This is a genomic window from Ancylobacter sp. 3268 (assembly GCF_031456575.1).
GTDB lineage: Bacteria > Pseudomonadota > Alphaproteobacteria > Rhizobiales > Xanthobacteraceae > Ancylobacter.
Genome location: NZ_JAVDUX010000002.1, coordinates 138,881 through 163,362, shown reverse-complemented (window position 1 = coordinate 163,362; position 24,482 = coordinate 138,881). Strand labels below are relative to the sequence as shown.

The 24,482-nt window shown below is 69.6% G+C and carries 15 protein-coding genes; 7 read left to right on the top strand and 8 right to left on the bottom strand.

The window, feature by feature from the left end:
* The 6 genes from J2X65_RS03000 to J2X65_RS02975 are packed head-to-tail and all read left to right on the top strand — an operon-like array spanning position 1 to position 11,495.
* Positions 1 to 366: a GPW/gp25 family protein gene (locus J2X65_RS03000; RefSeq protein ID WP_310197785.1), complete on the top strand. Its 366-nt coding sequence runs from the start codon at positions 1 to 3 to the stop codon at positions 364 to 366.
* Complete coding sequence (locus tag J2X65_RS02995) at positions 363 to 2,969, top strand: putative baseplate assembly protein (RefSeq protein WP_310197783.1); 2,607 nt, start codon at positions 363 to 365, stop codon at positions 2,967 to 2,969. Before J2X65_RS03000 ends, J2X65_RS02995 begins: the two co-directional genes overlap by 4 nt.
* Positions 2,966 to 5,683 (top strand): hypothetical protein, encoded by a 2,718-nt coding sequence (locus J2X65_RS02990; protein ID WP_310197782.1) that lies wholly within the window; start codon positions 2,966 to 2,968, stop codon positions 5,681 to 5,683. The genes J2X65_RS02995 and J2X65_RS02990 overlap by 4 nt, the downstream gene beginning before the upstream one ends.
* Entirely contained in the window at positions 5,680 to 7,854 is a 2,175-nt protein-coding gene (locus J2X65_RS02985; RefSeq protein ID WP_310197780.1) for a hypothetical protein, read from the top strand. The genes J2X65_RS02990 and J2X65_RS02985 overlap by 4 nt, the downstream gene beginning before the upstream one ends.
* Positions 7,855 to 7,908: 54 nt before the next feature.
* Complete coding sequence (locus J2X65_RS02980) at positions 7,909 to 10,575, top strand: DUF6519 domain-containing protein (RefSeq protein ID WP_310197776.1); 2,667 nt, start codon at positions 7,909 to 7,911, stop codon at positions 10,573 to 10,575.
* Positions 10,572 to 11,495, top strand: coding sequence for a DUF6734 family protein (locus J2X65_RS02975; protein WP_310197774.1), 924 nt, complete (start codon positions 10,572 to 10,574; stop codon positions 11,493 to 11,495). Before J2X65_RS02980 ends, J2X65_RS02975 begins: the two co-directional genes overlap by 4 nt.
* Before the next feature lie 235 nt (positions 11,496 to 11,730).
* On the opposite strand, the gene katG is transcribed toward J2X65_RS02975, so the two are convergent.
* Positions 11,731 to 13,995: a catalase/peroxidase HPI gene (gene katG / locus J2X65_RS02970; protein ID WP_310197772.1), complete on the bottom strand. Its 2,265-nt coding sequence runs from the start codon at positions 13,993 to 13,995 to the stop codon at positions 11,731 to 11,733.
* A gap of 98 nt (positions 13,996 to 14,093) precedes the next feature.
* Here katG and J2X65_RS02965 point away from each other — a divergent pair, with 98 nt between their 5' ends.
* Complete coding sequence (locus tag J2X65_RS02965) at positions 14,094 to 15,038, top strand: LysR substrate-binding domain-containing protein (protein WP_310197770.1); 945 nt, start codon at positions 14,094 to 14,096, stop codon at positions 15,036 to 15,038.
* A 137-nt stretch (positions 15,039 to 15,175) separates the two neighbouring features.
* Here J2X65_RS02965 and paoC read toward each other — a convergent pair whose 3' ends face one another.
* The 7 genes from paoC to J2X65_RS02930 form a co-directional block, all read right to left on the bottom strand.
* Positions 15,176 to 17,386 (bottom strand): aldehyde oxidoreductase molybdenum-binding subunit PaoC, encoded by a 2,211-nt coding sequence (gene paoC / locus J2X65_RS02960; RefSeq protein WP_310197768.1) that lies wholly within the window; start codon positions 17,384 to 17,386, stop codon positions 15,176 to 15,178.
* 3 nt (positions 17,387 to 17,389) lie between these two features.
* A complete protein-coding gene (locus J2X65_RS02955; RefSeq protein ID WP_310197765.1) occupies positions 17,390 to 18,340 on the bottom strand; it encodes a xanthine dehydrogenase family protein subunit M in 951 nt (316 codons plus the stop codon).
* On the bottom strand, positions 18,337 to 18,999 hold the full coding sequence (gene paoA, locus J2X65_RS02950; RefSeq protein ID WP_310197762.1) for an aldehyde dehydrogenase iron-sulfur subunit PaoA: 663 nt from the start codon (positions 18,997 to 18,999) through the stop codon (positions 18,337 to 18,339). The genes J2X65_RS02955 and paoA overlap by 4 nt, the downstream gene beginning before the upstream one ends.
* A gap of 251 nt (positions 19,000 to 19,250) precedes the next feature.
* Positions 19,251 to 20,696 (bottom strand): cardiolipin synthase, encoded by a 1,446-nt coding sequence (gene cls / locus J2X65_RS02945; RefSeq protein WP_310197760.1) that lies wholly within the window; start codon positions 20,694 to 20,696, stop codon positions 19,251 to 19,253.
* Positions 20,697 to 20,956: 260 nt separating this feature from the next.
* A complete protein-coding gene (locus tag J2X65_RS02940) occupies positions 20,957 to 21,817 on the bottom strand; it encodes an ABC transporter permease (protein WP_310197757.1) in 861 nt (286 codons plus the stop codon).
* A 7-nt stretch (positions 21,818 to 21,824) separates the two neighbouring features.
* On the bottom strand, positions 21,825 to 22,796 hold the full coding sequence (locus J2X65_RS02935; RefSeq protein WP_310197754.1) for an ABC transporter permease: 972 nt from the start codon (positions 22,794 to 22,796) through the stop codon (positions 21,825 to 21,827).
* 34 nt (positions 22,797 to 22,830) lie between these two features.
* Positions 22,831 to 24,411, bottom strand: coding sequence for an ABC transporter substrate-binding protein (locus J2X65_RS02930; protein WP_310197753.1), 1,581 nt, complete (start codon positions 24,409 to 24,411; stop codon positions 22,831 to 22,833).
* Between the last annotated feature and the right edge of the window lie 71 nt (positions 24,412 to 24,482).

Genomic DNA, 24,482 nt, shown 5'->3' with positions numbered 1-24,482 from the left:
ATGCACCTTGCTTACCCGTTCCGCTTCGACGCGAGGGCGCGCACCGCCCAGGCTGGCGACGACGATTATGTCCGCCAGCAGATCGAGCAGGTGCTGTTCACCTCACCCGGCGAGCGGGTGAACCGGCCGGATTTCGGCAGCGGCGTGCTGCAACTGGTTTTCGCTCCCAACAGCCAGGAACTCGCCGCCACCGTGCAGTTCCTGGTGCAGGGGGCGCTCCAGCAATGGCTCGGCGACCTGATCGTCGTCGATGCGGTGGAGATCGAGGCGGAAGATGCGCGCCTCGTCGTGCGCGTGGTCTATCTCAACCGCCGGACCCAGCAGCGGTCGGTCGCCGATTTCGCGCGGGAGGCGCCGGCGCCATGATCTATTCCTGCTGCAACGAGAACCGTCGCGATCTCGTGCGCAGCCAGAGCACGCTGAACGGCATCGACTTTCTCGAAGTGCTCGACCGCGCCGCGCCTCCGGCCACGCCGCGCCAGCGCACGCTGCTGGTCCGCCTGCTGCGCCCGGCCGCCGGTCTTGCCGCCGAGAATGTGGCGATCGAGGGCGGCGAGCGGATCACCGCCATACGCGCGCTGTGGGCGCATCCGGCGGACGCGATCCCGCCCGCCGATCTCGGTCCGGAAGACGCCAGCTTCTTTGCCGGCTTGCCCGAGGCCGCCGCCACGCTGGTGGTGCGTACCGATGCCGCTGGCGACTATTCGGCCTATCGGCTGCGCCTCGTGCGATCCCGCACCGATTCGTCGCCGCATGCCGGGTTCGATCCGCCGCTGGCCGCGATCGATTTCTCCTTCAAGGTCGAATGCCCGACCGATTTCGACTGCCAGGACGATCGCCGCTGCGCCCCCGAGGCGGGCGAGGCGCCGGACATCGATTATCTCGCCAAGGACTATGCCAGCTTCCGGCGGCTGATGCTGGACCGCCTGTCGCTGCTGATGCCGGACTGGCGCGACCGTGGGCCGGCCGATCTCGGCATCGCCCTGGTCGAGGTGCTCGCCTATGTCGCCGACCATCTGAGCTACCGGCAGGATGCCGTCGCCACCGAGGCTTATCTCGGCACGGCGCGCCGGCGGATATCGGTGCGCCGCCATGCCCGGCTGGTGGATTATCGCCTGCACGAGGGCAGCAATGCGCGCGCCTTCGTGCAGCTTCTGGTCGCTGCCGGGGCCGATGACGACGAGCCGGGGCGGCCGATCCTCGTCCCGCAGGCCAGCATGCTGCTGACGCAGGTCGTCGGCGCCGACGGGCGCATTCCGCTCTCCGCTCCCGCTCCGGGCCGTCTGGCGCCGCTGGAATTGGCGCTGCGCCAGGATCCCACGGTGTTCGAGACCTTGCAGCCGCTGCGGCTGTTTACCTCGCACCATCTCATGCCGTTCTACACTTGGGGCGACAGCGCGTGCTGCCTGCCAAAGGGCGCGGTGCGCGCGACGCTGCGCGGCCATTTCCCCAACCTCGCCGAGGCGGAGGGAGCACCGGGCAAGCTGCTGGTTTTCGAGGAGGTTCTGGGGCCGCTCACCGGTCGCCCCGAAGATGCCGATCCCGCCATGCGGCATGCCGTGCGGCTGACGGCGGTGCGGGCCTTCGCGCCGAAGCAGAACGACGCCGACCCGCCCGCGCCGCTGACCGATGCGGTGACCGGTGAGGCCATTACCGAGCTGCGCTGGCACGAGGACGACGCCCTGCCTTTCGCCTTGTGCGTCTCCTCGCGCACCGACCTCGCCCATGGCGAGGTAGCAGTGTCCGACGTCAGCATGGCGCGCGGCAACATCGTCCTCGCCGACCATGGCCGCACCCTGGCGGAGGAGACGCTCGGCGCGGTGCCGCCGCCGCACCTGTTCATGGTGAGCAAGGCCGGCGGGCACTGCACGCCGCCGACGAGGGAGGCGGTGCCGCCGCGGTTCCGCCCGGCGCTAGGCGCCCGGCCGCTTACCCACGAGGCGGGGTTCGCCGCCGCGCCGACGCCCTCCGCCTCGGCGGCGATGACGATGTCGCCGGCCGGGCTCAGGCCCGCCATCACGCTCACCGAAACCTCGGCGCCGGGCCTGCCCCGCTGGGAGGCGCGGCCAGACCTGCTCGGCAGCGAGCCATCCGACCGCCATTTCGTCGCCGAGGTCGAAGCCGATGGCGAGGTGCGGCTGCGCTTCGGCGACGACCGCCACGGCATGCGGCCGCAACCCGGCAGCGCCTTCTCGGCGACCTACCGGGTCGGGCAGGGCCGGGCCGGCAATGTCGGTGCCCGGGCGCTGGTCCATGTCGTCACCGACGATGCCCGGATCGCCGGCGGCTCCAACCCGCTGCCGGCACGCGGCGGCACCGATGCCGAGAGCATGGAGGAGGCACGGCAGAAGGCGCCCTTCGCCTTCCGCACCCTGGAGCGCGCGGTGACGCCGGCCGATTATGCCGCGCTCGCCGAGCGGCAGGACGGGGTGCAGCGGGCGGCGTCGACCTTTCGCTGGACCGGCAGCTGGCACACCGCCTTCGTCACCGTCGATCGCCCCGGCGGGGCGGCGGTGACCGAGGCGTTCGAGGCCGGCCTGCGGGACCGGCTCGAGCCCTTCCGCATGGCCGGCTATGATCTGGAGGTGGATTCGCCGCGCTTCGTGCCGCTGGAACTCGACCTCTCGGTGCAGGTCGCGCCGGATTATTTCCGCAGCAACATCCGGGCGGCGCTGATGCAGGCGCTCGGCAGCCGCACGCTGGGCGACGGCCGACGCGGCCTGTTCCACCCGGACAACCTCACCTTCGCGCAGCCGATCCATCTGAGCGCGATCTATGCGGCGGCGCAGGCGGTGCCGGGCGTGGTCTCGGTGGAGGTGACGCGCTTTCACCGCCAGGGCCTGCCGAGCCGGCGGGCGCTGGACGAGAGCCGGCTCGATCTCGGCCGGCTGGAGATCGCCCGCCTCGACAATGACCGCAATTTTCCCGAGCACGGCGTGCTGCGCCTGACCATCGGAGGCGGCAAATGAGCGACGACATCATCGTCGGCGAGGCCTTCCTGCCGGCATCGGCCGATGATTGCGGCTGCTGCCAGGGGATTTCCGCGGCGCTGCCGGCGGCCCGCCACAACCCGCCGGGCCAGCCCGCCATCGCCTACCGGGCCGGCACCCATGCCGCGTTCAAGCAGGCGATGCTGGCGCTGCTGTCCGCGCCGCGGGTTCCCGCGCTCGGCCGGCTGTCCACCCGGGCCGACGACGATTTCGCCATCGCGCTGATCGACGGCTGGGCGACCGCGTGCGACGTGCTGACCTTCTATCAGGAGCGCATCGCCAACGAGGCCTATCTGACGACCGCCGGCGAATCGCTGTCGGTGACCGAGCTGGCGCGGCTGATCGGCTATCGCCGGCGGCCGGGGATGGCGGCCTCGGTCGATCTGGCCTTCACCCTCGAGCCGGCGCCGGGCGCGCCCGAGCAGGCGGTAGCGGAGGCGGCGATACCGGTCGGCTCGCGGGTGCAGAGCATTCCCGGCCCGGGCGAGCGCAGCCAGAGCTTCGAGACGGTGGAGGCGCTGGCCGGGCGGGTGGCGTGGAACGCGCTCCAGCCCCGGCAATCGGTGCCGCACCGGTTGCGCAGCGGCGACCGCATCGCCTTCCTGAAGGGGCTCACGTTGTCGCTGCGCGTCGGCGACACCGTGCTGCTGCTCGACCGGCAATTGCTGGCCGCCGCCAGCCGCACCAACTGGGAACTGCGCACCATCGTCGCGGTGGAGGCGGAGGTCGCCGCCGAGCGCACCGCCATCACCCTCGACCGCGGCCTCGGCGCCTGGGTCTCGGCGCTGGGACCGGAGGCCGAGCTGTCGCTGCTGGTGTTCCGGCAACGGGCGGCGCTGTTCGCCTACAACGCCCCGCACCCTTCGGCGCTGCATCCGCAGCAGCTCGGACGCAACTTCCCGAACCAATCGCCGACCGAGGACTGGCCCTTCGTCCTCGAGGGCGACGTCATCGATCTCGACAACGCCTATCCCGGCATCGTGCCGGGCAGCTGGCTGGCGATGGTTCGCCCCGATGCCAGGGCGCTGTATCGTGTCGAAGCCACGGCGGAGACCGGCCGGACCCAGTTCCTCATCAGCGGCAAGTCGACACGGCTGCGCCTCGACACCGGCGAGGGGCTGAAGGATTTCGGCGCCGGCAATTACCGCCTGACGACGGTCTATGCCCAGCCCGAGCCGATGGATTTCGCGCAGGCGCCGGTGGTCGAGCCGCTCTGGGGCGAGACCATCGTGCTCGCCGGCCTGGTACCGGAGCTGCCGGCCGGGCGGCGGCTGATCGTGCGCGGCAAGCGGCCGCTGGTGCGCGTGCGCGAGCGGCTTGTCCTCGCCGATGCCGACCGGCCCGGCGAGACCTTCGCGACGGCACCCGGCGAGGTGCTCGCCGTCGCCGCCCCACCGGTGTCGCTGCCCGGAGGGGCAGGGATGCGCTGGCGCCTGCGCAGCCCCGGCGGGCGGGAAGGAACGATTGATATCGGCGCCATGGCGCGTCCGCTCGCCTTCATACCGGCCGGCAAGGACGACCCTGTCATCGCCGAGGCGGCGACGCTGGAGGCCGTGGAGCTGGAGGACGCGACCCATGCCCGGCTGCGGCTGGGCAAGCCGCTGGCCCATGCCTATGACCGGAGTTCGGCCGAGATCCTGGCCAATGTGGCGCGGGCAACCCATGGCGAGAGCGTCAGCGACATTCTCGGCGGCGGGGACGCCGGCGCGGCGTTCCAGCGCTTCGCCCTGCGCCAGCCGCCGCTGACCTATGTGCGCTCGGCGCTGGGGGAGGGGCGGCAATCGACGCTGGCGGTGCGCGTCAACGACGTGCTGTGGGACGAGGTGCCGTATCTGTTCGGCCATGGCCCGCGCGAACGGGTCTATGCCACCCGGCTGGCCGACGACGGCAGCACCCTCGTCGAATTCGGCGACGGCGCCGCCGGTTCGCGCCTGCCGACCGGGCGCGACAATATCGTCGCCAGCTACCGCAAGGGCGCCGGGCTGGAAGGGCTGGTGCGCGCCAACCAGCTCAGCCTGCTCACCTCGCGCCCGCTCGGCGTCAAGGCGGTGACCAACCCGCTCGCCGCCGAGGGCGCGCAGGACCCCGAGCCGATGGGCGAGGCGCGCCTCAACGCGCCCGCCAGCGTGCTGACGCTGGGGCGCACCGTGTCGCTGCGCGACTATGAGGACCATGCGCGCAGCTTCGCCGGCATCGCGAAGGCGCAGGCGGCGCTGATCTGGGACGGGCAGGCGCGGCGCATCTTCCTCACCGTCGCCGGCGCTGCCGGGACCGCGGTGGCGGTGGACGACATGCTGCAGGCGCTGCGCGGCGACGGCGACCCGTTCGTCGCCCTCGATGCCGGGCCCTACCGCCCGGTCGAGGTGCGGCTCTCGCTGCGGGTCAAGGTCGACCCCAGGCGGCGGACGGAGGTGGTGCTGGCCGCGCTGCAGGCGCGGCTGCGCGAGGATTTCGGCTTCGGCGCCCGCAGCCTCGGCCAGCCGCTCCACCTCGCCGAGGTGTTCGCTGCCGCCGCTGTGGTTCCCGGCATAGCGGCGGTGACGGTGGACCGCCTGTACCGCTCGACCGCTCCCGAGCGCCATGCCCGGCTGCCCGCGGCCCCGGCCGCCCGCCGGCCGGATGGCGGCTTCGACGGCGCCGAGCTGCTGGTTCTGGCCGCCGAGCCGTTCGACCGTCTGGAGGTGATGCCATGAGCTTCGACGGCAAGACGTTGTACGAGCTGCTTCCGGCGATCTACCGCCTGCGCGACGCCGAACAGGACGGCGTGCTGCGCGACCTGATGGCGGTGATCGCCGAGCAGGTGGCGGTGATCGAGGAGGATTTCGACCAGCTCTATGACGACCAGTTCATCGAGACCTGCGCCGACTGGGTGGCGCCTTACATTGGCGGCCTGATCGGCTACCGCACCCTGCACGGCGTGGTGCCGACGGTGTCGAGCCCGCGGGCCGAGGTCGCCAACACCATCGCCTATCGCCGCCGCAAGGGCACGGCGAGCGTGCTGGAACAGCTGGCGCAGGACGTCACCGGCTGGAAGGCCCATGTCGTCGAGTTCTTCGAGCGCCTCGCCGCCGTGCAGTATCTGAACCATCTGCGCCCGCACGCCGCCGTCACCGCCGATCTGCGCGGCTGGGAGGGGATGGAGCGCCTCGGCACCGCCTTCGACCGGCTGCCGCATGGCGTCGATGTGCGGTCGATCGCCCGCGGGCGCGGCCGGCACAACATCTCCAATGTCGGGCTGTTCCTGTGGCGGCTCGACGCCTTTCCGCTGGAGAGGGCGGTGCCGGCGCGGCTCGACGACCGGCGCTTCCGCTTCAACCCGCTCGGCATGGACATGCCGCTGTTCACCAAGCCGTCGACCGAGCCGCATATCGCGCATCTGGCGACGCCGCTCAACGTCGCCGCGCCGATCAGCCGCCGGGTGCTGGCGGCGCGCGATCCGGTGGAGGGCGGCGGGACCGCGCCCCGCCTCGACCGCTATTACGGCGCCGGCCGGAGCCTGCTGATCGAGACCCGCGCCGGGCCGGGCGAGGACTTCGCCGCGCTGGCCCCCGGCGAGATCGAGGTCTGCAACCTGTCGGACCGGCCGGGGGACAGCTGGTCGCTGGCCGGCCCGTCCAAGGCGGCGGCGATCGACCCGGTGCTCGGCCGGCTGCTGCTGCGCGACGCGCCGGCGGCCGGGAGCGAGCTGCGCGTGAGCTTCCATCACGGCTTCAGCGGCCCGATGGGCGGCGGCCAATATGAGCGCGCCGCCGTGTCGGTCGCCGATCTCCCCGCCGGCCTGCCGGTCATCCGCGTCTCCGCCGCCGCCGGCGACCGGCCGACGATCCAGGCCGGGCTGGATGAACTGGCCGCCACCGGCGGCATCGTCGAGATCGCCGACAACCGGACCTATGCCGAGACGCTCGGCATCACCGTGCCGGCGGGCGGCACGCTGATCCTGCGCGCCGCCAATGAGCGCCGGCCGACCCTGGTGCTGGCCGCCGACCTCACGGTGACGGTGAACGATGCCGCGGCGGAGGCGTCGCTGGTGCTCGACGGCCTGGTCATCGCCGGCGGGGCGGTGGTGCTGGCCGCCGCCGATGTCACCGGGCTGCGCCGTCTCGTCATCCGCGACAGCACGCTGGTGCCCGGCCGCACGCTGGCCGCCGACGGGACGCCGGCCGGTGCCGCGCCCAGCCTGATCGCCGACATCGCCGGAACCGACATCCGCATCGAACGCTCGATCGTCGGCGGGCTCCGCGTCTCGGCGCTGTCGCAGGCCAGCATCACCGACAGCATCGTCGACGCCACCGCGGCCTCGGCGCTCGCCTATGCCGGCCCGATGGCCGGCGCGCCCGGCGGCAGCCTGACGCTGGTGGCCTCCACCGTCATCGGCGGGCTGTTCGCCGAGCAGTTCGCGCTGGTCAGCAACGCCATCATGGTTGCGGAGCCCGGACCCGACACCACGCCGGTGCCGGTGCGCGCCGAGCGGCTGCAACAAGGGTGCGTGCGCTTCTCCTATGTGCCGCCGGCCTCGGCGACGCCGAGCCGCTACCGTTGCCAGCCGGACCAGGAGGTCGCCGACGCCACCGAGCGGCGCCAGCGCGAGACCGGCGCCGAGCTTTCCGAAGCCCAGGCCGCCGCCATCCGCGCCGGCGTCCTCGCCTGGCTGAAACCCAGCTTCACCTCGCGGCGCTATGGCCGTCCCGGCTATGGCCAGCTCGCCACGCGCTGCCCGTCGCAGATCCGCTCCGGCGCCGACGACGAGGCGGAGATGGGGGCCTTCCACAATCTTTTCCAATCCCAGCGCGAGACCAATCTGAAGGTCCGCGTCGAGGAATATCTGCGGTTCGGCCTCGAGGCCGGGCTTTTCTACGAGACCTGAAGCGGCACGGCGGATGGGCGGGCCGGCATACCGAAGCGTCATCGGGGGGATGCCATGAGCGGCGACTATAGTCGGAACAGCTTCGACGCACGGCGGCATTTCAGCCTCGTGCGCCTCCAGCAGGGACGCGTCGGGCTCGATTCGGACTGGAACGAGCAGGCGGAGATCATCGAGCGGCGCGCGCGCACCCATGCCGTCGATGCGCTCGGGCGCCACGGGGTTCCGCGCGAGACCGTCGACGGTTTCCGCATCACCCCCGGCCCTGCCGGCGGCCCGCCGAGCCTCGCTATCGGACGCGGCCGCCTCTATGTCGATGGTCTGCTGGCCGAGAACCATGGCGGGCCGCCGCTCTCCTTCGACCTTTCCGAGCCGAGGGCGGACGGGCGCAGCCCGGCGGGCGTGCTGGGCGAGGCCATCGGCGCGGCGACGCTGGACTATGCCGCGCAGCCCTACTGGCCGACCCCCGACCCGCTGCCCGCCGGTGCCGGGCCGCACCTCGTCTATCTCGACGTCTGGCAGCGCGAGGTGACGGCGATCGAGGACGCCACGCTGCTGGAGAAGGCGCTGGGCGGCGTCGACACCACGACGCGGCTGCAGACGGTGTGGCAGGTGCGGGTGCTGCCGAATGTCGGCACCGGCGTCGTGCAAGCCGGCGTCGTGCAGGCCGCGGCGGCGCTGTGGCAGCGCGTGCAGCGGCCGCGCGCGCCGTCCGGCCGGCTGACCACGCAGCTGGATCCCGCCGTCCAGCCGTCCAATCCCTGCCTCATCGCCACCTCCGGCGGCTATGGCGGGCTGGAGAACCAGCTCTACCGGGTCGAGGTGCACGAAGGCGGGCCATTGGGAACGGCGACGTTCAAATGGTCGCGCGACAACGCCACCGTGACCACCACCATCGACGAGGTTATCTCCAACAGCATCCTGCATGTGGCCTCCACCGGACGGGACGCGGTGCTGGGCTTCGATGCCGGCCAATGGGTGGAGGTGACCGACGACCACAGGGAGTTCGCGGCCCGGCCGGGCGCGCTCATGAAGATCGCCGACGTCGATCATGAGAGCCGGCGCGTCAGCTTCGCGACGCCGGTGCCGGCGGACCTGCTGCCGAGCGGCGTCGGCGGCGACACGCCGGCGCGCCGCCACACCCGGCTGCGTCGCTGGGACCAGGCCGGCATCGTGCGCGACGGCGCCGGCGGCGTGGTCGCCGATCTCGATGCGGCCGGCGCTTCCGGCGCCATACCGATACCTGCCGCGGCCGGGACCGCGGTGGCGCTGGAGAGCGGCATCCGCGTGGCGTTCGACCTCGCCGAGGCCGACGGCCGGTTCCGTGCCGGCGACACATGGACCTTCGCCGCGCGCAGCATCGATGCCTCGGTGGAGAAGCTCGACCGGGCGCCGCCGCAGGGCGTGCACCGGCATTGCGTGCCGCTGGCGCTGCTCGGCGCCGCCGAGGTGATCGACCTGCGGCCGCTGTTCAACCCGGCCGCCGGCCGGATCCGGGTCGCCTCGGCGCTGCATGTGGACGCCGATGGCCGCACCCGGCCGATCAGGGCCGGACAGGAGATCCCGGTCAATCTGCTCGCCGACGGGCTGAACGTGCTGCTGCACGACAGCATCGATGCCGACAGCGTCAATGACGGCTCGTTCTACGTCACCACCGAAATTCCCTACCGGCTGCCGCCGCCCTATGCCGGCGCCGGCGGGGGCGTGGTCGCCTACCAGCCGGTGACCTTGCCGGCCGATGTCGTGCTGGCGGGCGACGGGGTCCTCGGCTGGCGGCCCTATGCGCAGACGCTGACGTTTCTCGCCGACCTCGTGCAGAAGGACGTGCCGCGCCTCGGCAATGTCCGTTTCGAACGCGAGTTCGAGGTGTTCGACAATGGCGGCCCGGCCTCGCGCTGGGCAGTGGGCGGCGGCAATGTCGTGGTGCAGACGCAGGCGTCGGCGGGGACCTCGGCCACCCCCCAGGCGGTGACGCTGCCGACCATGGCGGTGCATCGTCACCGGATGAAGGAGGACGCCGCCTATGTCGGCCTCACCTGCGAGGAACCGCTGAGCGGCAGCATCGGCCTTGTCTATAACTGGCTCTCCCCGGCCGACTTCTCGCTGTTCGTCGCCCGCGAGGTGTGGGTGCCGATCGGCTTCAGCGGCGCCATGGCGAATCTCGTCGTGTCGCACAGCCAGATCAAGGGCGGCCAGATCGTCCCCGGCAGCCAGCATGAGAAGACCGTGTTCGGCGCCAGCGACCCGCGGCGCATCACGCTCGACATCAAGCAGACCGGGCGGCGGCTGCAGTTCGGCTGCAGCGCCCAGTTCTCCGGGCAGCCGGTCACCTTCCCCGACCTCGAATTTCCCGTCACCAACCGGCTGCTTCCCGACAGCCGGCTCGGCCTGCTGACCGCCGGCACCGGCACGGCGCGCTTCACCCGGCTGCAGGTGATCTATGGCAGCGACCTGCCCACGACCCTGGTGCCGGCCGGGCTGAACTCCCGCCTGCTCTCGCGGCTGGTGGTCAAGCGCTCGCTGCTGGAGCTGACCTCGGAGCGCAGCGCCCTCTCCACCACGCCGGCACCGGAACCCGATTTCGAGACCTGGTTCTGGCTGACGCCGCCGACCCCGGCCTATTACGGCTACCGTTATGGCGGCTATGGCGGCGGCCTGCTCGGCATCGGCTTCGGGCGGCTGGTGGCCGGCGCCGGCCTGCTGGAACGGCGGAGGGAGGCATGAGGGCGGTGTGGTCGCTGTGGACCAAGCCGCTCAAGGCGAAGCGGCGCATGGGCTGGCTCAGCCCGCGGCATCACCTGCTGGCCTGGGTGCTCTCCGTCGAGCTCGCCAGCCGGCATCATGCCGACACCTGCCTCGTCGCCGACGACGAGGCCGCCGCGGTGCTGGTCGACGCGCTGGGGCTGCGGTTCGGCAGCGTCAGCCTCGCCCTGAACGCGCTCGACGCGCATGATCCCGACTGGTGGGCGATCGGCAAGCTCTACGCCCAGGCCGGGCAGGACCGGCCCTATGTCCATATCGACAGCGACGTGTTCCTGTGGGAGCCGCTGCCCGAGCCGCTGCTGCGCACCGCCGTGTTCGCCCAGAATCCGGAGATCTCGCTCTATGGCGCGTCCTATTACCGGCCCGAGAGCATCGAGCACGATATAAGGCGGCATGGCGGCTGGATGCCGGAGGAGTTCGAGCACTACATGCCGTTCGGCGGCGAGCTGCGGGCGGAGAATTGCGGCATTGTCGGCGGCACCCGCGTGGACTTCCTGCGCTATTACGCGCAGCGGGCGATCGATTTCATCGAGCACCCGGCGAACCAGAGCGTCTGGGCGCAGCGGCCGCGGCGCGACCAGGACTTCGTCACCTTCGAGCAGCTGATGCTGTCGGCATGCCTGGCCTATCATCAGGCCCGGGCCGTCTCGCCCTTTGCCGGCGTCACCATGGCGCATCTTTTCGACAGCCATGACGATGCCCTGGCCCGTGCCAATGCGCGCGGTTACACCCACCTCGCCGCCGATTCCAAGCGCGACCCGGACATGTCGCGCCATCTCGAGGAGGCCGTCGCCCGCCACTTTCCCGAACACTATCGGCGCGTGGTCGATTTTCTGCAGAGCCCGGAGCGCGGCGGGGCCTCATCGGCCTGGCTCGGCTAGAGCATTTCCGGTGAACACCGGTTCGCCGGAAATGCTCTAGCATATTGTTTTGACGCGTTTTCTTCGCGCGAAGTGGAATTCACTTCGCTCGAAAACGCTCTAGCGGTCGCGCCCCGGCGCGCGGACCCCGGCCACGATCGGGGGCGACCAAACGAACCGACCGCCGCCGGGGTGCGGCGGCGGCCGGGAATGACAGCGAGGTCCCGGCCGGTTTCCGGCCAGGTTCGCGCCTGTCTCAGGCGATGTCGAAGCGGTCGAGGTTCATCACCTTGGTCCAGGCCGCCACGAAGTCGTTGACGAACTTCGCCTGCGCATCCGCGCTGGCATAGACCTCGGCCAGAGCGCGCAGCACCGAGTTCGAGCCGAACACCAGATCGACGCGGGTGCCGGTCCACTTCAACTCGCCACTCTTGCGGTCGCGGCCTTCATAGAGGGTCTTGCCGGCATCGGTCGCCGTCCACTGCGTCGACATGTCCAAGAGGTTGACGAACACGTCGTTCGTCAGCACGCCCGGCCGGCTGGTCAGCACGCCATGGCCGCTGCCGTCGGCATTAATGTTGATCGCCCGCAGGCCGCCGACCAGCACCGTCATCTCCGGCGCGGTGAGGGTCAGCAACTGGGCCTTGTCGATCAGCGCCACCTCGGCGGGCGTCGTGGCGCCGGCCTTCTGGTAGTTGCGGAAGCCATCGGCGGCGGGCTCCATCACCTCAAAGGCGTGGATGTCCGTCTCCTCCTGCGTGGCGTCGGTGCGGCCGGGCGCGAACGGCACGGTCACATCGAGGCCGCCGGCCTTCGCCGCCTGCTCGACGCCGGCATTGCCGGCCAGCACGATGAGGTCGGCGAGCGAGACCCGCTTGTCGCCGTCGGCGCTCTTGTTGAACTGGGAGCGGACGCCGTCGAGCACCTGCAGCACCTTGGCGAGCTGCAGCGGCTGGTTGACTTCCCAATCCTTCTGCGGCGCGAGCCGGAGGCGCGCGCCATTGGCGCCGCCGCGCTTGTCGCCGCCGCGGAAGGTGGAGGCCGACGCCCAGGCGGTGCCGACCAGCTCGGCCACCGTCAGGCCGGTGGCCAGGATCGCGGCCTTGAGGGCCGCGGCGTCGGCCTCGTCGATCAGCGGATGGCTGACGGGGGGCACCGGGTCCTGCCAGATCAGCACTTCCTTCGGCACTTCCGGCCCGAGATAGCGCGAGCGCGGGCCGAGATCGCGATGGGTCAGCTTGAACCAGGCGCGGGCGAAGGCCTCGGCGAAGGCCTGCGGGTTCTCGAGGAAGCGGCGGGAGATCTTCTCATAGGCCGGGTCGAAGCGCAGCGCGAGGTCGGTGGTCAGCATGGTCGGCTTGCGCTTCTTCGACGGGTCATGCGCATCCGGGATCACCTCCCCGGCGTCCTTGGCGACCCACTGATGGGCGCCGGCCGGCGACTTCTCCAGCACCCATTCGAACTTGAACAGGTTCTCGAAGAAGAAGTTGCTCCACTGCGCCGGCGTCTGCGTCCAGGTGACTTCGAGGCCGCTGGTGATGGTGTCGCCGCCCTTGCCGGAGCCGAAGCGGTTGTGCCAGCCGAGCCCCTGCGCCTCAAGGCCAGCGGCTTCCGGCTCGACCTCGACATTGTCGGACGGCGCGGCGCCATGCGTCTTGCCGAAGGTATGGCCGCCGGCGATCAGCGCGACGGTCTCCTCGTCGTTCATCGCCATGCGGGCGAAGGTGTCGCGGATATCGTAGGCGGCGAGCAGCGGGTCGGGATTGCCGTCGGGGCCTTCCGGATTCACATAGATCAGGCCCATCTGCACGGCGGCGAGGGGCTTCTCAAGATTGCGCGAATGCACCTTGCCGTCGGCATTGTCATCAGAGACGACCACGCCCTCGTCGGCGGGCTTGTGCACGCCTTCGGAGCCGCGCGCATAGCGCAAGTCGCCACCAAGCCAGGTGGTCTCACGGCCCCAGTACACGTCCTGGTCCGGCTCCCAGGTGTCGGCGCGGCCGGCGGCGAAGCCGAAGGTGCGGAAGCCCATGGTCTCCAGCGCCACATTGCCGGTGAGGATGAGCAGGTCGGCCCAGGAGATGGCCTGGCCGTATTTCTGCTTGATCGGCCAGAGCAGCCGGCGCGCCTTGTCGAGGCTGACATTGTCCGGCCAGGAATTGAGCGGCGCGAAGCGCTGCTGGCCGCGCCCGCCGCCGCCACGCCCGTCCTCGAGGCGATAGGTGCCGGCGCTGTGCCAGGCCATGCGGATGAACAGCGGGCCGTAATGGCCGAAATCGGCCGGCCACCAATCCTGCGAATCGGTCATCAGCTTGCGCAGGTCGTTCTTGAGCGCCTCGTAATCGAGCTTCTTGAACTCTTCGCGGTAGTCGAAGGCCTGGCCCAGCGGATCGGACTTGGACGAGTGCTGGTTAAGCAGGTCGACCCGCAGCTGGCCGGGCCACCAGTCGCGGTTCTGGGTGCCGCCGGTGCCGTGAGCGACCGGGCATTTGCCCGTGCTGCCGTCCGTGGTCGCGTTCATGCTTCTCTCCGATCGAGGCTATGTGTCACCCAGGCTCTTAGCAAACTTCCTTCATTAGATTAATTCCGATTTACTGATTGTGCTGATAAGTTCTGGTTATGAAAAATCTGACATTGAAGCAGCTCCGCTATTTCGAGGCGCTGGCGCGGCATGGCCACTTCCGGCGCGCGGCGGAAGCCTGCGGCATTTCTCAGCCGGCCTTGTCGATGCAGATCAAGGAACTGGAGGAGGAGGTCGGCATCGAGCTGTTCGAGCGCGGCGCGCGCCAGATCCGCCTGACCGGCTTCGGCGAGGAATTCGCCCCGCGCATCCACGCCATTCTCCGGTCGATCGACGAACTCGGGGACATGGCGCGCGCCTCGCAGGGCACGCTGGTGGGGCGGCTGCGCATCGGCGTGATCCCGACGGTCGCGCCTTACCTGCTGCCGACCCTGCTCGGCAATCTGAGCCGCCTGCACAAGGGCATCGACATCCATGTGCGGGAAACGCAGACGCCGCGGCTCATCCGCGAGCTTGAGGAGGGACGGCTCGATACCGCCATCGTCGCCCTGCCGGTCTCCGAACCCGCCCTGACCGAAATCTCCCTGTTCACCGAGAATTTCGTGCTGGTGCGCGCGGGCGAGGACGAGGGGAAGCCGGTGCCCGATCCCGAGGCGCTGCGCGAAATGCGGCTGCTGCTGCTGGAGGAAGGGCACTGCTTTCGCGACCAAGCGCTGTCCTTCTGCAATATGGACATCCGCGCCACCACGCCGCGCGATTTCCTCGACGCGAGTTCGCTCTCCACCCTGGTGCAGATGGTCGATGCCGGCATCGGCATCACGCTGATACCGGAAATGGCGGTGCCGGTGGAGACGCGCTCGGCCTCGGTCTCGGTCGTGCGCTTCCGGGATCCCCAGCCGTCGCGGACCATCGGCATGGTCTGGCGCAGGTCCAGCCCGCTGGCCAAGCAGCTCCTGCAGATATCCGACGTGGTCCGCCACTCGACCGATACGCTGCGCCGGCAGCACGATACCCTTGCCGCGACGGGCACGCCGCCGGCCTGAGGGAGGCCGCGGCGAGGCGGGCAATCCCGCGCGCCGCCTTAACCGACATAAGAGCGGCGCAGCGGTACGGTCTTCCTTCGGGACGCCGGGCGGCACGATGGCGGCAAGCCGCCCGCCGAGCCCACCTCGCCCGTGCCTCAGGCGACGTCCGGCAGCCGGTCGAGATATTTGTCGAGGGTGATCGGATAGTCGCGAACGCGGACGCCGGTGGCGTTGTAGACCGCATTGGCGACGGCGGCGGCGACGCCGCAAATGCCGAGCTCGCCCACGCCCTTCGCCTTCATCGGCGAGGATATCGGATCGGTCTCGTCGAGGAAGATCACGTCCTGATGCGGGATGTCGGCATGCACCGGCACCTCGTAGCCGGCAAGGTCGTGGTTGACGAAGAAGCCGCGCCGGGTGTCCACCGCCAGTTCTTCCATCAGCGCGGCGCCGGCGCCCATGGTCATGGCGCCGATCACTTGGCTGCGGGCGGATTTGGGGTTCAGGATGCGACCCGCCGCACACACCGCCAGCATGCGGCGGATCCGGACCTCGCCGGTGGCGCTGTCGACGCCGACTTCGACGAAATGGCCGCCGAAGGTCGATTGCTGATAGCGCTCGTCGAGATCGCCATATTCGATCCTGTCCTCGGCGACGATGTCGCCGTCGGCGGCGGCGGCACCGATCGGCATCGCCCGATTGCCGGAGCGTACCTCGCCATTCTCGAATTCGGCGGCCTCGGAATTGAAACCAAGCCGGCGCGCGACCTCCTCGCGCAGCTTCACGCAGGCGGCATAGACGCCGGCGGTCGAATTATTGGCACCGAACTGGCCGCCCGAGCCCGCCGAGACCGGGAAGTCGGAATCGCCGAGACGGACGGTGACCCGGTCGAGCGGCACGCCCATCATCTCGGCGGCGGTCTGGGCGATGATGGTGTAGCTGCCGGTGCCGATATCGGTCATGTCGGTCTCGACGGTCACCCGTCCGCTGCCGGTGAGGCGTACCCTTGCACCGGAGGTGACCAGCAGATTGTTGCGGAAGGCGGCCGCCATGCCCATGCCGACCAACCAACGACCGTCGCGGGTGCGGCCGGGGCGTCGGTTGCGCCGAGACCAGCCGAAGCGCTCGGCGCCGAGGCGCAGGCAATCGGCGAGCGCGCGCGCCGAGAACGGCCGCTCGGGGTTCTCGGGATCGACGGAGGTGTCGTTGATGATGCGGAACTCTACCGGATCGATGTCCAGCTTTTCCGCCACCTCGTCCATGGCGATCTCCAGCGCCATCATGCCCGGAGCCTCGCCTGGCGCGCGCATGGCGTTGCCCTCCGGCAGGTGCAGTTCCGCCAGCCGCATGGCGGTCATCCGGTTGGCGCCGGCATAGAGCAGGCGGGTCTGGCTGACCGCCGTCTCGAGGCCGCCGCCCGGCTGATCGCCCGACCAGCTCTCATGGCCGATCGCGGTGATGGTGCCGTCGCGCCGGGCACCGATGCGGATGCGCTGGATGGTGGCGGGCCGATGGGTGGTGTTGTTGGCGATCAGCGGACGTTGCAGCGCCACCTTGACCGGCCGCCGCGCCGCGCGGGCGCCGAGCGCCGCCAGCAGCACATCGGCGCGCAGGAACAGCTTGCCGCCGAAGCCGCCGCCGATGAAGGGCGAGACCACCCGCACCTTGTCCGCCGCGATGCCGAGCGTCTTGGCGAGATCGGCCGTCGCCCAGGCGATCATCTGGTTCGAGGTCCACACGGTCAGCCTGTCGCCCTCCCAGGCGGCGAGGGTGGCGTGAGGTTCCATCATCGCATGCGAATGGTCGGGCGTGGTGTAGGTGGCGTCCAGCGTCACCGGCGCTTCGGCGAAGGCGGCGGTGAAGTCGCCGGTGCGGGTGTCGATCGGCCCGGTGAGTTCGTTGGGTTCGGGAGCGATGGCCGAGCCCTTGGCCGCCGTCAGGTCGAAGACGCCCGGCTGCGCGGCATAATCGATCTTCACCAGCGCGGCGGCGGCGCGGGCCTGCTCGAAGCTCTCCGCGATCACCAATGCCACCGCCTGGTGATAGTGCTGGACGTCCGGCCCGCCGAGCAGCCGGGCGGTGTTGTGATCGCCCTTGCCCAGCGGGCCGGCATTGTCGGCGGTGACGATGGCGATGACGCCGGGCGCGCGCTCGGCATCGGCGAGGTCCATCCGGGTGATGCGTCCGATGGCGATGCCGGCACCGACGGGCCAGCCATAGGCGACATCGGCCGCGACGTCGTGGTGCTCATAGGCATAGGGTGCGGTGCCGGTGGTCTTCAGCGGGCCGTCGATGCGATCGAGCGGCTGGCCGACCACCTTGAGGCGGTCGATCGGATTGCGGGTCGCGGGCTGGTCGAATTTCATGGCTCAACCCCTCGCTTCGGCGAGCACCGCGGCGAGCGTGCGCTCGACCAGCGTGATCTTGAAGGCGTTGTCCCGGCTCGGCCGCGCGCCGGCCAGCATCTGTTCGGCCGCCGCCCTGGCCCCGCGCGGCAGCTCGGCTTCCGCCGCCTCGACCCGCCAGGGCTTGTGCGCGACGCCGCCCAGCGCCACCCGTCCGCTGCCGTCCTCGTGCAGGATGGCGCCGACCGACACCAGCGCGAAGGCATAGGACGCGCGATCGCGCACCTTGCGGTAGATGTGCCGGCCGCCGACCGGCTTCGGCAGCCGCACCGCCGTGATCAGCTCGCCCGGCTCCAGCGCGGTTTCGATGTGCGGGGTGTCGCCCGGCAGCCGGTGGAAGTCGGCCATCGGTATGCGGCGCGACGTGCCATCGGCCCGCACCGTCTCCACCGAGGCATCCAGCGCGCGCAGGGCGACCGCCATGTCGCTGGGATGCGTGGCGATGCAGGCGTCGCTGGTGCCGATGATCGCCAGCTGCCGCGAGACCCCGCCAATGGCGGCGCAGCCGCTGCCGGGCCTGCGCTTGTTGCAGGGTTGGACGGTGTCGTAGAAATACGGGCAGCGCGTGCGCTGCAGGAGATTGCCGGCAGTCGTCGCCTTGTTGCGCAGCTGGCCGGAAGCTCCGGCGAGCAAGGCGCGCGACAGCAGGGCATAGTCCCGGCGCACGCGCCGATCCGCCGCGAGATCGGTGTTGCTGACGAGGGCGCCGATGCGCAGCCCGCCGTCTTCCGTCGGCTCTATGGCATCGAGCGCAAGGCCGTTGACGTCGATCAGATGCGTCGGCGTCTCGATCTGCAGTTTCATCAGATCGAGCAGGTTGGTGCCGCCGGCGATAAAGCGGGCGCCGGGCGTGCGCGCCGCGGCGGAGGCGGCTTCCGCCGGCGAGCCGGCGCGTTCATAGGTGAAGGGGATCATGCGCGGCTCCCGGCCACCTCGGTGATGGCATCGACGATGTTCGAATAGGCGCCGCAGCGGCAGATATTGCCGCTCATGCGCTCGCGAATCTCTTCGGCGACCAGTTCCGGCGTGCCGGTAAGGTCGGGCGTGACGTGACTGGGAATGCCGGCCTCGATCTCCTCCAGCACCGCCACCGCCGAGCAGATCTGGCCCGGCGTGCAATAGCCGCACTGATAGCCATCATGCTTCACGAAGGCGGCCTGCATCCGGTGCATGTTCTCCGGCGTGCCGAGGCCCTCGATGGTGGTGATGGCATCGCCCTGGTGCATCACCGCGAGGGTGAGGCAGGAATTGATGCGCACACCGCCCACCAGCACCGTGCAGGCGCCGCACTGGCCGTGATCGCAGCCCTTCTTGGTGCCGGTCAGATGCAGATGCTCGCGCAGCGCATCGAGGAGAGTGGTGCGGGTATCGAGCTCGAGTTGGTGCGGCCGGTCGTTGACGGTGAAGCCCACCCGTGCACGGATCGGCTGCCGCAGGGCGGCGCCGGCATCGGCGGCGGTGGCATCTGACGCATCCTCGGCCTGGGCGGGGTCGAGCACCGCTCCGGCGAGCGAAGCGGTGCTCGCGGCCAGCAGGTCGCGTCGCGAAAGGCTTGAAGGGACGAGCTTGTGCATATCGGCACCCCGATTGGTCGAGCGCAGCGCCGGGAGCGGAGGCGGTCTTGGCATGGCCTGGCATCGGAAGGGCCCTGATCCCGGCTCAGGGCGCAGTGTCTGGGATGATGAATGCGGCCCGGTGCGAAGGGTTCCCTTGGCCGGGAGCAACCTTGCCGGAACGGGCACTGTGCGGCGCCGGGCGCATCGTGGTCAATCACCGGGGCGGTCGCCCTGCCGGAGCGTGCCGCGCGATTGCCGCCGGCGGAGCCTCACAACACCGGCCCGAGCATGGCGATGGTGTTGTTCCAGAGCTGCCGCCACCGGCTATAGGCCTGCACATGCGCCGTCGTCACCGGTGTCGCGGCGTCGAGGAACGCCTGCTGGCGCGCCCTTACCGCGCGGGTGAAGTCCCGATCCTGCAGCAGGATGTTGTTTTCCGCATTCAGCTCGAAGCTGCGGCGATCGATATTGGCGGAGCCGATCAACGCCATTTCGTCGTCGAGGGTGAGCGTCTTGGCGTGCAGGAGGCCGCCGACATATTCGCGGATTTCGACGCCGGCCTCCAGCAACTCGCTGTAATAGCTGCGGCTCGCCGCCGCCACGATCCAGGAATCGTTGCGCCTGGGGAACACGATGGTGGTGGCCACCCCGCGCCGGGCGCTGGCGCACAGCGCCGCCTGGATCGGCTCGTCCGGCACGTAATAGGGCGTGGTGATCACCAGTTCCCGCCGCGCCGCGTTCATCAGCGCGACGAAGGTCTCCGGCATCGCCGAATAGCGCACGCCCGCGCCGGAGCCGATCACCTGCGCGACGAAGCCCGGCTCGGGCGGCGGCAGCGCTTCCGCGAAGAGCGGGCTCAGATCCTCGTCGGTCTGGGCCATCCAGTTGCTGGCAAAAAGATGCTGGTTCTGCCGCACCACCGGCCCCTCGAACCGCGCCATCACATCCACCCAGGGGGCGAATGCCGCCTTCACCGCGAAGGCGGCGTCGGCGCAGTTCTGGCTGCCGCAATAGGTGATGGCGTTGTCGATCACCACGATCTTGCGGTGGTTACGCATGTCGATCCGGCCCTTGAACGGGCGCAGCAGCGGGTTGCCGACCGGCAGCGCCACCGCCACCCGCACCCCGCTCGCCGCCATGTCGCGCCAGTGCGCGGAGCGGATCAGCGCCCGCGAGCCGAGATCGTCCACCATTGCCCGGCAGGTGACGCCGCGCGCGGCGGCGCGCTTCAGCGCCTCGACGACCTTCAGCCCGCTCTCGTCGGAAAGCCAGATGTAGAACAGCACGTGGACGCTCTGCCGCGCGGCATCGATATCGGCGACCATCGACGCGATGGCGGCGGCGGAATCCGGCAGCAGCGCCGCCCGGTTGCCGCCGACCGGCACATAGTGGCTCACCGAATAGCCGACCCGGAACAGCGGTCCGAAGCGCTCGGGTATCGTCGCCTCCGCCGAGGCGCCGGCCACCTCGCGCGCCGCCGGCAGGGCGGCGAACGCCGCCCGCAGCCGCCCGATGCGCGTGCGGCCCAGATTGACCTCGCCGAACAATATATAGGCCAGCACGCCGAGCACCGGCGCCAGCGCGATCACCAGCACCCAGGCGAAGCGCGAGGACGGCTCGCGGTGCGGGCGCAGCAGGGCGCGGGCGATGAAGACGAGCTGGACACACGCCTGGGCGACAAACAGCAGCCAGGCGAGAACGGCGGAATCATGCATGGGGGCGGCACAATCGGTGAGCGAGATTGGCCGCATTAAACCATGTTCGCCGCCGGTGCGAAGCCGGCCGGGCGCAATTCGCGCGCAGCCCTGCGCCAGGCAGCAGCAGGGGTCAAGCGCCGGGAAGAGGAGACCGCCGGCGGAGGCGTAGAGCCGAGCGGCTCAACCATGCCGAAAGATGAACTTCCTTCCGCATGGGCTGGTCCGCGCGATCAGGAAGGGCCTCGCGCGGGAGAGTCCGGTTCTCAAAAGCCCGGTTCTCATCGCTTCGGGTTCAAGGCATCGTTCAGCGCGTCGCCGATCAGGTTCAGGCTCAGCGTGGCGAGAAACAGGGCGAGGCCGGGAAACGCCGCCATCCACCAGGCGCGGTTGAAGAATTCCTGCGCGTTGTGGAGCATGGTTCCCCAGCTCATCACATTCGGATCGCCAAGGCCGAGAAAGGCGAGGCTGGTCTCGAGCAGAATGGCGCCGGAGATTTGCAGCGTGCCGTTGACGATGATCGGCGGCAGGGCATTCGGCAGGATCTCGCGGACGATGATGTCGCGATTGGACATGCCGAGGCTGCGCGCCGCCTCGACGAAGTCCCGCCGCTTCAGCGTGAGGAACTCGGCGCGGATCAGGCGGGCGGTCACCGGCCAGGCGAGGATGCCGATCACCAGGACGATGTTCCAGATGCTCGACCCGAACAGGGCCACGATCACGATGGCCAGGAAGAACTGCGGCAGGATCTGGAACAGTTCGGTCACCCGCATCAGGGCGTCGTCGACCCAGCCGCCGAAATAGCCGGCGATGCTGCCGAGCGTGATGCCGATCACCGACGAGGTCGCCATCGCGAACACCCCGACGATCAGCGATGTGCGCGCGCCATAGATGATGTTGCTCAGCACGTCGCTGCCGAGACTGTCGGTGCCCAGCCAGTGGGCGGCCGAAGGCGGCACGAAGGAACGGCCGATATCCAGCAATCCATAGGGCGCCAGCGAGGGAGCGAGCAGGGCGGTGAGCAGGAAGATGGCGGTGACCGCCATGCCGAACACCGCCGCCTTCTGCCGGCGCAGCCGGCGCCAGGCGCGCCGGCCGGGTCCTGCCGGCAGGCTCGTCGAGACGGGAACGCTCATCGACATGGCGGCCTCACTGGTAGCGGATCCGCGGATCGAGCAGCCCATAGATGATGTCCACGAGCAGGTTGGCCACGATCACGAAGAAGGAGATGAAGATGAACATGCCCATCAGCAGCGGGTAGTCGCGCGAATTGATGGCATCGAAGGTCAGGCGGCCAAGTCCCGGCCAGGCGAACACCGTCTCGGCGAGCACGGCGCCGGCGATCAGGCCGGGGATTTCCAGCCCGACCACCGTGACCACCGGCAGCAGCGCGTTGCGCAGCGCATGGCGCAGCAGCACCGTCCGCTCGGAGTGGCCCTTGGCATAGGCGACCTTCACATAGTCCTGCCCCACCACCTGCAGCATGCTGGCGCGGGTGAGGCGCATGATGAGGCCGAGATTGAAGATGGTCAGCGTCACCACCGGCAGCACCATGTGGTGGGCGACGTCGAGCGCGTAGCGCCAGCCGGTATAGCCCTCGCGCAGATTGCTCATGCCCTGGATCGGAAACCAGTTCAGATGATAGCCGAAGGCGAGGATCATCATCTGTCCGAGCCAGAAGATCGGCAGCGAGAAGCTGGTCAGCGACAGGAAGGTCAGCGCGGTGTCGAGCGGCGAACTGGGCCGCCGCGCCGCCAACACCCCGAGCAGCACGCCGATGATGGCGGAGAGCGTGTACTGGCTCGCCATCAGCAGCAGCGTCGCGGGAAAACGCTCCAGGATCAGGTCGAGCACCGGGGCGCTCGACACCAGCGAATAGCCGAGATTGCCGCTCAGCACCTGGAGGACATAGCGCCAGAGCTGGACCAGCACCGGCTGGTCCAGCCCCATCTCGGCGCGCAGGCGGGCGACGACCTCGCTGTCGGCGCCGGCTTCGCCGATGATGTAGTCGACCGGGTCGCCCGGCGCCGCGTGGACGAGGAAGAAGATCACCGTCACCGCGCAGACGAGGAGCGGCACGATATAGAGCAGCCGCCGGATGACGAAGACCAACAGACTCATCGTCCGCTCCCGTTGGACACCGAGGATAGCCGGCTCATTTGCCGGAGATCTGGTCGAGCGTGCCGTAGCCGGTGACGTCGTCGGTGATGCCGACGACATTGGCATTGAAGGCGATGGGGTAGTAGCGGTCCCAGAGCCACCAATGCGGCACGTCCTCGGTGATCAGCGCCGCGGCCTGGTGATAGAGCTGCACGCGCTTCTGCTCGTCGATTTCCCGCGCCGCGGTATTGAGCAGCTCATCGACCTTCGGATTGCAGTAGCCCGAGGCGTTGCGGCCGAACAGCGGCTCGATCCGCGAGCACAGGAAGAAGGTCTGGGCGCCGATCGCCGGATCCGGACCGCTGGCGAAGGAGCCCATGGTGATGTCGAAATCCCATTTCACGAAGGCGCTGTCGCGCCACGCCCCGGCATCCATGCCCTGGTCGACGAGGTCGACCCCGACGGCGGCGAAATTGCTGCGCATCAGCCGAGCCACGTCGTTCAGCGGCCCTTCCGCCAGCGAGTAGCTGACGCGCAGCGAGAAGCGCTTGCCGCTGGCATCCTTCGGGAATCCAGCCTCGTCCAGCATCTTGTCGGCGAGCGCCGGATCGTAGTCATATTGCGGCACGTTCTCCGTGTAGAAGATCGGCTGTTCGGAGGAAATCGGGCCGCCCTTGGAGACCTTGCCGAAGCCGAAGCCCGCCTTTTCCAGCATCGCGGCGCGGTCCATGGCGTGGTAGAGCGCCTGCCGGACCTCCTTCTTGGCGAGCGGCCCCTTCCGGGTGTTCAGGAACGCCTGATACTGGCCGGCGATGACGCGCTTCTGGAACGCGACGGTGACGTTCTTGCTCTCGCGCAGCCGATCGACCTCGCCGAGCGGCATCGCATTGTAGGTGATGAAATCGATATCCCCCTTCTCGATGGCGAGACCGCGCGAAGCCTCGTTGGGGATGATCTGGAACATCAGGCGCTCAATATGCGGCAATCCCTCCACATGATAGGCGGGATTCCGCTCCATCGCGATGTAGCTGCCCTTCTTGTACTCCTTGAAGATGAAAGGGCCGGTGCCGACCGGCTTGAGATTGGTCGGATTCTTCCGCGGGTCGCCGCCATCGTCGAAGATGTGCTTGGCGACGATGGTCGAGGAGTTGAAATAGGCCAATCCGCGCAACAGCGGCGGGTAGGGATATTTCAGCTTGAAGACTGCCGTGGTCTTGTCCGGCGCGGTGATGGAATCCACCGCCTCCAGCAGTCCCGAGGCCGGGCCGTTATACTTCTTGTTGACGTTCCACAGGCTCCAGGCGACGTCCTCGGCGGTGAAGGGCACGCCGTCATGCCATTTGATGTCGTCATAGAATTTGAACGTGTAGGTCAGCCCGTCGGGCGAGATCTCCCACGACTTGGCGAGCGAGGGCACGACCTGACCGTCTTTGTCGAGGCGCACGACGGTGCTGTAGATCTGGCCGCCGACGATGCTCGACGAGATGTCCGTGGTGATGGTCGAGTTGATGACGGCAAGGTCGCCGGGAATGCCGACGACGAAGGTGCGGATCGGCTTGCCCTGCGCGAACGCGGTGGGCGCGGTCAAAGCGGACAGCGCGGCGGCGAGCAGAAACGGCACGGCTTTGGCGGACATGGCAGCTCTCCGGAAGCGGATGGGTGTGGGGATGTCCAGGCGCGGGAGGCCCGCGCCCGCCTGCACTGTCC